The following is a 7,774-nucleotide window of genomic DNA, read 5'->3' as shown; positions in this document are numbered from 1 at the left end:
CGAACCGGAGCCCACTTCGCTCGAAAACGCCCTAGTTGAAGCTCAGCAGCTTGAAGAGCGGTGTCAGGTAAGACATTTCCTGGCCCGACGTCGGCGTGGTCCGGCTGACGAAGTCGAAGATCTTGCCGTCCTTCAGGCCGTAATTGGCGAGCCGGCGCACCTGCCGATTCTTGTCGAAATAGACCGCGATGACGCGCTGGTCGATCACCCGCTGATTCATGAACGCGACCGGGCGGGAGGTCCGTTGCGAGATGTAATAAAACACCTCGCCGTCCAGCGTTGCGACCGTCGAGGGCGTGCCGAGCACGATCAGCACCTGGTCCTGGCTCGCGCCGATCGGGATTTGCTCGAGCGCCCCCTCGGGAAGGATGTAGCCCTTCTGGAATTGTTCGCCGGCGCAGCCGCCGAGTGCGGCGCAGACGAGGCCAATCGCCGCGACGGCGCGGAGACGCGAAAAGAACCCGCGCGCGGAAGCGGCGCGAGACTGTCGTGAAAGCGTGTGGTTCATCGGCGGAACTGATCCGTCCCCTTGCATCGGCCGAGGCATTGACGTACCGGGCAGCTCAATGGATTGCAATCATGCCGAGCTCCAATGGGCGACCTCTCAACAGGCGACCCTTTGGGGACCGGCAGCCGGAACCCGTCATGCTTTGGCCGTTCAATCACTTCAGAAGACCCCGGGTGCCCGCGCGCAGCACCATTGAGACCATCTATGGCATGATCGTGACGCAGGCGCGAGAACCGTTATTTTACCGTGACTTGGGCGTTCCGGACACAGTTAACGGCCGTTTTGACCTGCTTCTGATGCATCTGTGGCTGGTGCTGCGGCGACTGAAATCCGTCGAGGGCGGCGTTGCGCTGTCCCAGGCCCTGTTTGATCATTTCTGCATCGATATGGACGACAATCTGCGGGAAATGGGCGTCGGCGACCTCACGGTGCCGAAGCGCATGCAGGCGTTCGGCGAAGCCTTCTACGGCCGCACCGCGGCCTATGATCTGGCGCTGACCGACAGCGAGGCGGCCTTGGCCGAGTCGTTCTGCAAGAACATCCTCAACGGTCAGAACATCGACAAGGCCCGCGAGCTCGCCGCCTACGCCAGGGAGGCGATCGAAGAGCTGGCGCGCACCGACCTCGCGGCGTTGGCCAAGGGCGCCTGGCGCTTTCCGGTACCACAGGCTGCGGGGACCGAGGCATGAGCGGCGGCAGCACAGGGCAATCAGATGCACGGCGCGACCGCGACCCCTGGCGGGTTCTCGTCAATGTCGCGCAGATCCCGGAGACGGGCCTGCATCGCGAGATCGCGGCCGACGAGGCAGCGCGCAAGGCGATGGCCGAAGTTGCCGAGTTGCGGGAGGTCGTCTCCGCGCGTGCAGAGTTCGACCTGCAGCCCAAGCGCGACGGTAGCTACCAGGTCACCGGCAGAGTCCAGGCCAGGGTCGGGCAGACCTGCGTGGTGACGCTCGATCCGATTGAGAACGAGATCGATGAGCCGATCGATGTGGTGTTCGCGCCGCCCGAGCAGATCCCGCAAATGGCCGACCTGGTCGACGACGCCGACGACAGCGATGAGGAAACGCCGGACCCGCCGGAGCCGATCGTCGGCGGCTTCATCGACATCGGCCGGCTTGCCACCGATGCGCTGTTTCTCGGCATAGACCCGTATCCGCGCAAGGTGGATGCGGTCTTTGAACAGAAGGCTGAAGCGCCTGACCTGGAAAATCATCCTTTCGCGGCGCTGAAGGCGCTGAAGAAAAAGCCGGACGGCAAGAAGCCCAAGGGAAGTTGAGGGCGCCCGGCACCACATTTGCGGGGATGGCTTGCCTGCAAGCTTGCGCGAGCGCTGTTCCCAGTTACTTCAAATACGTGTCACAATACATTGAAATACAATGTATTTCTGGTATGTTCTAATATGTTGCGTGATGGTTCGGCAGCTGCCTCATTTGCGGTCAAGAGGTTGTGTCGGATCGAGGACACGCTATTGTCGCGGCCCGGCCGGGACGCGAGTTGGTGTTTCGCCGCGCGCCGTTAACGGCGGTGACTTCAAGCTCGCGGTCCTCGTCTGAAGGGCTGCGGGAAAGCAGGCTTCCGGGACGTTCATGCCTCAAAAGGTTCGAATAGCGCTTGACGCCATGGGGGGCGATGTCGGCGCTTCCGTCGTCGTTCCCGGCGCCGCGATCTCGTTAAGCCGTCATCCCGACAGCGAGTTCCTGCTGGTCGGGGACCGGGCCCAGATCGAGCCGGAGCTCGCCAAGCATCCGGCGCTGAAGGCGGTATCGAAAGTGATCCATACCGACGTCGCCGTGAAGAACGATGAGAAGCCGAGCCAGGCGCTGCGGCGGACCCGCAGGGCGTCCTCGATGTGGCTCGCGATCGACGCCGTGAAGCATGGCGAGGCCGACGTTGCGGTCTCCGCCGGCAACAGCGGCGCGCTGATGGCGATGGGCAGCCTCAATCTGCGGACGCTGCCGGGTGTCGACCGGCCGGCGCTTGCGGCGGTGTGGCCGACGCTGCGCGGCGACTCTGTCGTGCTCGACCTCGGCGCCACGATCGGCGGCGACGCCCGCCATCTGGCGACGCTGGCGGTGATGGGCAGCGCCATGGCGAGCGTGCTGTTCAACCTCGAACGGCCGACCGTCGGCCTGCTCAATATCGGGTCCGAGGAGATGAAGGGGCACGGGGAAATCCGCGAGGCGGCGGAGATGCTGCGCGCGATGAACTCGACCCAGTTCAACTATATCGGTTTCGTCGAGGGCGACGCGATCGGCAAGGGCCTCGCCGATGTCATCGTGTCGGAAGGTTTTAGCGGCAACATTGCGCTCAAGGCCGCCGAGGGAACCGCGCGCCAGATGTTCACGCTGCTGCGCGAGGCCATGTCATCGAGCTGGCTGGCGCGGATCGGCTATTTGCTGGCCCGCGGTGCGTTCCAGAAGCTGCGCGACAAGCTCGATCCCAACAAGTCGAATGGCGGCCTGCTGCTCGGCCTGAAGGGCGTGGTGGTCAAGAGTCATGGCGGCACCAACGCGGAAGGCTTTGCCTATGCGGTGGATGTTGGCTATGAGATGGCCCACTTCGATCTCCTCACCAAGATCAATCAGATGCTCAACCGCGACGGCAGCGCCCTGGTGCAGGCGCAGACCGCGCAGGAGGCTGTCTCGTGACTGCTATACGTTCGGTAGTGCTCGGCTGCGGCTCATATTTGCCGGAGCGGGTTTTGACCAATGCCGAACTGGCCACCCGGATCGACACGTCGGATGACTGGATCGTGCAGCGCACCGGCATCAGCGAGCGCCACATCGCTGCCGACGATGAATTCACCTCGCATCTGGCGATCAAGGCGGCGCAGGCCGCGCTCGCCCATGCGCAAGTCGATGCGCAGTCGATCGACCTGATCGTGGTCGCGACCTCGACGCCCGACAACACCTTTCCGGCCACTGCGGTCGCCGTCCAGCACGGGCTCGGCATCAACCACGGCGTCGCCTTCGACCTGCAGGCGGTCTGTTCCGGCTTCGTCTTCGCGCTGGCCACCGCCGATAATTTCCTGCGCGCCGGCACCCACAAGCGGGCGCTGGTGATCGGTGCCGAAACCTTCTCGCGCATCCTCGACTGGAACGACCGCGGCACCTGCGTGCTGTTCGGCGACGGCGCCGGCGCGGTCGTGCTGGAGGCGCAGCAGCAGTCCGGCACCACCAGCGACCGTGGCGTGTTGACGACGCATCTGCGCTCCGACGGCCGCCACAAGGCGAAGCTGTTCGTCGATGGCGGGCCCGGCTCGACCAGGACGGTCGGGTATCTCCGGATGGAAGGCCGCGAGGTGTTCAAGCATGCCGTCGGCATGATCACCGACGTGATCGTCGACGCCTTCAACGCCACCGGCTTTACCGCCGAGGACATCACCTGGTTCATCCCCCACCAGGCCAACAAGCGAATCATCGATGCATCGGCGCACAAGCTTCATATTGCGCCGCAGAAGGTGGTGCTGACGGTCGACAAGCACGGCAACACCTCGGCGGCCTCGATCCCGCTCGCACTGTCGGTCGCCGTGAAGGACGGGCGCGTCAAGAAGGGCGATCTGGTGCTGTTCGAGGCGATGGGCGGAGGCTTCACCTGGGGCTCGGCGCTCGTGCGCTGGTAGCGTATCGCCAAACAGTATCGACAGGTTGCCGGGATCTTTCTGCGCCTGGGCGCTGGTCACTGTTGACCATTGCGCGCTAAGCTTTTAATTTCAGTCAAGAAATTGTTCGCCGAGAGTGCGGGGCAGGCGATGACCACGGGAACCGGAAAAACAGTTACGCGCGTCGATTTGTGTGAGGCGGTCTACCAAAAGGTGGGTCTGTCGCGCACGGAATCGTCGGCATTTGTCGAGTTGGTGCTGAAGGAGATCACCGATTGCCTGGAAAAGGGCGAGACGGTGAAGCTGTCCTCATTCGGCTCCTTCATGGTGCGCAAGAAGGGCCAGCGTATCGGCCGTAATCCGAAGACCGGCACCGAGGTGCCGATTTCGCCGCGGCGGGTAATGGTGTTCAAGCCATCGGCGATCCTGAAGCAGCGGATCAATGGCCATGTCGTCACCAATGGCGACGGCAGCAAGGCCGACTAGAGCGTTTTCAAGCGAAGTGGATACCCGGTTCGCGTGAAGAAAACGCGGCAAAACTAGAATCCGGAGCCCCGTTCCGATTCAATCGGGACGGAAAAGGCTCCAGGCATTGAGAAGGAGCGGGCATTTGGACAAGGCGCCGGATGCGTTCCGTACCATCAGCGAGGTCGCTGATGAACTCGATATTCCCCAGCATGTGCTGAGATTCTGGGAAACGCGCTTCGCGCAGATCAAGCCGATGAAGCGCAGCGGCGGACGCCGCTATTATCGCCCCGACGACGTCGACCTGCTCAAGGGTATCCGCCGGCTGCTGTACGGCGAGGGCTACACCATCCGCGGCGTGCAGCGGATCCTGAAGGAGCACGGCATCAAATCGGTGCAGGGCATCGCCGACCAGACCGCAGCGGTCTCGTTCGGCGCGGTCGAGGAAGCCGTCGGCAACAGCATGGCCGAGCCCGACGACCTCGAGAACAGCGACGGCCTCGATTTCGACGGCGAGGAGGGCGACGGCGACGAGAAGGGGATCGACTACCGATTCGTCGATCCCGACGAGGATCCGATCCTGTCGACCTACAAGGCGCATGCCCAGCCGGGTAAGGCGCCCGCCGCGCCGCCGGTTCGTCCCTCCGTTCCGTCAGTCGATCGGGAGCGGCTCGAACGCGTGCTGCAGGAGCTGGTCGCCTGCCGGCAGATGATCGACGCAGCGATGAAGGACGGCTGAGGCAAGGAAGCCCGCCAAGGGGAACCGGTGCCCGGATTGCAGTCTTCAGGAGCCTGCTTTGCCTTGCGCGAACGCAGGATCGCAGCTAATGGAACGGCATCGGAGCGTGGCGCAGCCCGGTTAGCGCACTAGTCTGGGAGACTAGGGGTCGGAGGTTCAAATCCTCTCGCTCCGACCATTTTCTCAAAATTCGTTCGGTGATGGTTTGAAGCGGACGCGCATCGCGCGCCGCCGGCTTGCGATTGGTTGCCGATGCTGTTCGCCGGTCGCGGAAAGCTGTGCGCGGAAGCCAACACGCTGCCGTCAATATCGAACAAGCGCTCGTTGAAGAGGCAGCACCAAGCCGATCGCATCTGCGGCTGTCGTGTCGATGAACAAGCGTTCATGGAACGTCACTGATTTCAGGCGGTTAGTTGCGGGGCGCATTTTGGAGGACAAAATGAAGCACGCAATCATCGTCCTTTCCGCGGCATGCCTGATGGCTTCCACACCGGTTGCTTTTGCACAGGGTGTTTCGAGCAAATCACCTGGACACGAGATGCAAAAGAAGGGCTCCAAGAAGGGCAGTCCCGGCGCGTCGGGCTATGCACCCGGGCACGAGATGCAGGCACGAGGATCGAAAGCCGGGGCCCCAGGGGCCTCTGGCTACGCCCCTGGCCAGACGACGGGCTCGGGCAGCGGGATGACCGGAGGCAGCTCGACCAGGTCCAGATAGTTACACTGCGAGGTTGGCTTTGCGGGGCCCCGGCCGTCAGCGCCGGGGCTCCTTTTTCATGGCCCGTTCACGGATCGACCGCGGCTTGGCCCGTTTCATGCTTTCCATTGAGGGGCAAATGGGGGGCCAACGTGATTGCTGAACACTTCCTGGTCTGGGCTGCTCTGCTGAGCGTTCTCGCCTTCCTGGCGTTCCAGTCGCCGGGGCGCGGACACCGATAAGTCTCTGCATCCTACGCTTCGCGAGGTGAGCGGCGCGGCCGTTCCGGTTGCCAGCCGTCCTGTCCGCTGCAGAGCCGGTCGCTTCAGGCCTCGGCTTCCATCGCAACAATCAGGCAGGCCTTTTCGAGGCGGTTGGTGAGCATCGAAAGCTTGGCCGTGAACTCGGCCAGCTCCGGCTCGCTGAACTCCTCGAAGACGGTTTTCTTGAACGCCTTGTGCTGTTCGGCGAGGCCCGCGAGGTGCTTTTTGGTCTTGTCGGTCAGCGACAGCCGGACCACGCGCGCATCGGCCGGGGAGGGCGCACGCCGCAGCAGCTCCTTCTGCTCGAGTAGCTTGGATTGCGTGGTCACGAACGACGGATCGACGTGCAGCAGCTTCGACACCACGTTGATCGGCACGCCGTCATCCTTGTCGAGATCCGAGATCGCGATGAGAATCATCCATTGCGGACCGCTGACGCCAAGCGACTTGCCCCAGAACTGACGGACGCGCTCCAGATGCGAGTTGATGGCCGAAATCTCGAGCGTGAATCGCTTGATGATGTCGAGATGTTCGATGGCGCGCTGGCGCGTCGAATCCTTCCTTGTCACTGACACAGCTTCCTCTTCCCTCGGGCGCCGACTCAGCTTTGTGCTGATTTATTTCTTGTTTTCCGCGCTGCAGTAGGTTTTTTCCCGCAAGCCGCCAACGAACGCAAGTGAACGTAAAGTAATTATGATGGTCGTGTGACGGTTGGACTATTTGGGGTGTGACAAGTTTTCTCAGGTAAGCAAAGGGCTTACAGGCAGCGTTGCCGGCGAGACACAGTGTGGCCGCATTCGCATTCCTGACTTTATAAACTATTTTGATTGGCGAACTGGCCAATGCATATTGAACCCGGCGGTAGGGGAATCTCGATCGTCCCGTTGCGGTGATCGTTCAAGTCCGTCGCACACCACAGATTGATCTGAGGGTGCGGGGTTTGGGGAAAACGGTCTTGGACAATGCGGGAGGATCACGGGGCGCTCGCGGCCTCGGACTCTCCGCATATGAGCAACTTGGAGGTTTAATATGAATTTGAAGAGCCTTATCCTGGGCTCGACGGCTGCGCTGGTCGCGGTCGGCGGGGCACAGGCGGCCGATCTTCCCGTCAAGGCCAAAGCGGTCGAGTACGTGAAGGTTTGCTCGCTTTACGGTCCGGGCTTCTACTACATCCCCGGCACCGACACCTGCATCAAGCTGGGCGGCTATGTGCGTGCTGACGTCGTGGTGAACGGCAACAGCGTGTACGGCGCGAACTACAACGGCGCCAGCGGTGCCAACAATCGTTTCACGAACGGCTACACTTGGCGTTCGCGTGAAGACTTCAACATCGATACGCGCACCGCGACCGAATACGGCGTGGTCCGCACCTATTTCGATGCGGTGTTCACCTGGACCTCCGACACCTACGCCGGCCAGGGCAACGGCTCGACGGTGTACTCGGCGATCGGCTCGACGGCTGCGCCGAACAACGCTGGTTCGGGCAACGTGGCTGCCGGTT

The 7,774-nt window shown here is 62.6% G+C and carries 9 protein-coding genes and 1 tRNA gene; 8 read left to right on the top strand and 2 right to left on the bottom strand.

Translation table 11 applies throughout. The annotated features are described in order from the left end of the window. Positions 1 to 31: 31 nt before the first annotated feature. Positions 32 to 508 (bottom strand): outer membrane protein assembly factor BamE, encoded by a 477-nt coding sequence (locus tag AKL29_RS16925; RefSeq protein WP_028333874.1) that lies wholly within the window; start codon positions 506 to 508, stop codon positions 32 to 34. Between the two features lie 137 nt (positions 509 to 645). Between AKL29_RS16925 and AKL29_RS16920 the strand changes: the two genes are divergently transcribed. From AKL29_RS16920 to AKL29_RS16890, 7 genes are all read left to right on the top strand, one after another. Further along, on the top strand, positions 646 to 1,197 hold the full coding sequence (locus tag AKL29_RS16920; RefSeq protein WP_050384925.1) for a ubiquinol-cytochrome C chaperone family protein: 552 nt from the start codon (positions 646 to 648) through the stop codon (positions 1,195 to 1,197). After that, positions 1,194 to 1,787 (top strand): YceD family protein, encoded by a 594-nt coding sequence (locus AKL29_RS16915; RefSeq protein WP_038377420.1) that lies wholly within the window; start codon positions 1,194 to 1,196, stop codon positions 1,785 to 1,787. The genes AKL29_RS16920 and AKL29_RS16915 overlap by 4 nt, the downstream gene beginning before the upstream one ends. A 310-nt stretch (positions 1,788 to 2,097) precedes the next feature. Then, the gene (gene plsX / locus AKL29_RS16910; RefSeq protein ID WP_028333876.1) at positions 2,098 to 3,159 is read left to right on the top strand and encodes a phosphate acyltransferase PlsX; all 1,062 of its coding nucleotides are present in this window, start codon (positions 2,098 to 2,100) and stop codon (positions 3,157 to 3,159) included. Continuing rightward, on the top strand, positions 3,156 to 4,133 hold the full coding sequence (locus AKL29_RS16905; protein ID WP_028333877.1) for a beta-ketoacyl-ACP synthase III: 978 nt from the start codon (positions 3,156 to 3,158) through the stop codon (positions 4,131 to 4,133). Before plsX ends, AKL29_RS16905 begins: the two co-directional genes overlap by 4 nt. Before the next feature lie 129 nt (positions 4,134 to 4,262). Next, positions 4,263 to 4,598, top strand: coding sequence for an integration host factor subunit alpha (locus AKL29_RS16900; RefSeq protein WP_035631661.1), 336 nt, complete (start codon positions 4,263 to 4,265; stop codon positions 4,596 to 4,598). Positions 4,599 to 4,722: 124 nt separating this feature from the next. Next, positions 4,723 to 5,316, top strand: a complete 594-nt coding sequence (locus AKL29_RS16895) for a MerR family transcriptional regulator (protein ID WP_016844981.1) — start codon at positions 4,723 to 4,725, stop codon at positions 5,314 to 5,316. Between the two features lie 100 nt (positions 5,317 to 5,416). Next, positions 5,417 to 5,494 (top strand) — tRNA-Pro (locus tag AKL29_RS16890). Positions 5,495 to 6,335: 841 nt separating this feature from the next. Here AKL29_RS16890 and AKL29_RS16885 read toward each other — a convergent pair. Next, positions 6,336 to 6,848, bottom strand: a complete 513-nt coding sequence (locus AKL29_RS16885) for a MarR family winged helix-turn-helix transcriptional regulator (RefSeq protein ID WP_050384924.1) — start codon at positions 6,846 to 6,848, stop codon at positions 6,336 to 6,338. Between the two features lie 454 nt (positions 6,849 to 7,302). On the opposite strand from AKL29_RS16885, the gene AKL29_RS44960 reads away from it, so the two are divergent. Then, positions 7,303 to 7,774 (top strand): porin (locus tag AKL29_RS44960; RefSeq protein ID WP_244482101.1); only part of this gene is annotated, 472 nt, incomplete at its 3' end.

The sequence above is a fragment of the Bradyrhizobium pachyrhizi genome (assembly GCF_001189245.1).
Classification (GTDB): Bacteria; Pseudomonadota; Alphaproteobacteria; order Rhizobiales; family Xanthobacteraceae; genus Bradyrhizobium; species Bradyrhizobium pachyrhizi.
This window is presented reverse-complemented; position numbering and strand designations above follow the sequence as displayed.

Coding starts and splice junctions, on each gene's coding strand:
- AKL29_RS16915 (WP_038377420.1), top strand. CDS start 1,194: ATGAGCGGCGGCAGCACAGGGCAATCAGATGCACGGCGCGACCGCGAC.
- AKL29_RS16920 (WP_050384925.1), top strand. CDS start 646: ATGCTTTGGCCGTTCAATCACTTCAGAAGACCCCGGGTGCCCGCGCGC.
- plsX (WP_028333876.1), top strand. CDS start 2,098: ATGCCTCAAAAGGTTCGAATAGCGCTTGACGCCATGGGGGGCGATGTC.
- AKL29_RS16925 (WP_028333874.1), bottom strand. CDS start 508: ATGAACCACACGCTTTCACGACAGTCTCGCGCCGCTTCCGCGCGCGGG.
- AKL29_RS16900 (WP_035631661.1), top strand. CDS start 4,263: ATGACCACGGGAACCGGAAAAACAGTTACGCGCGTCGATTTGTGTGAG.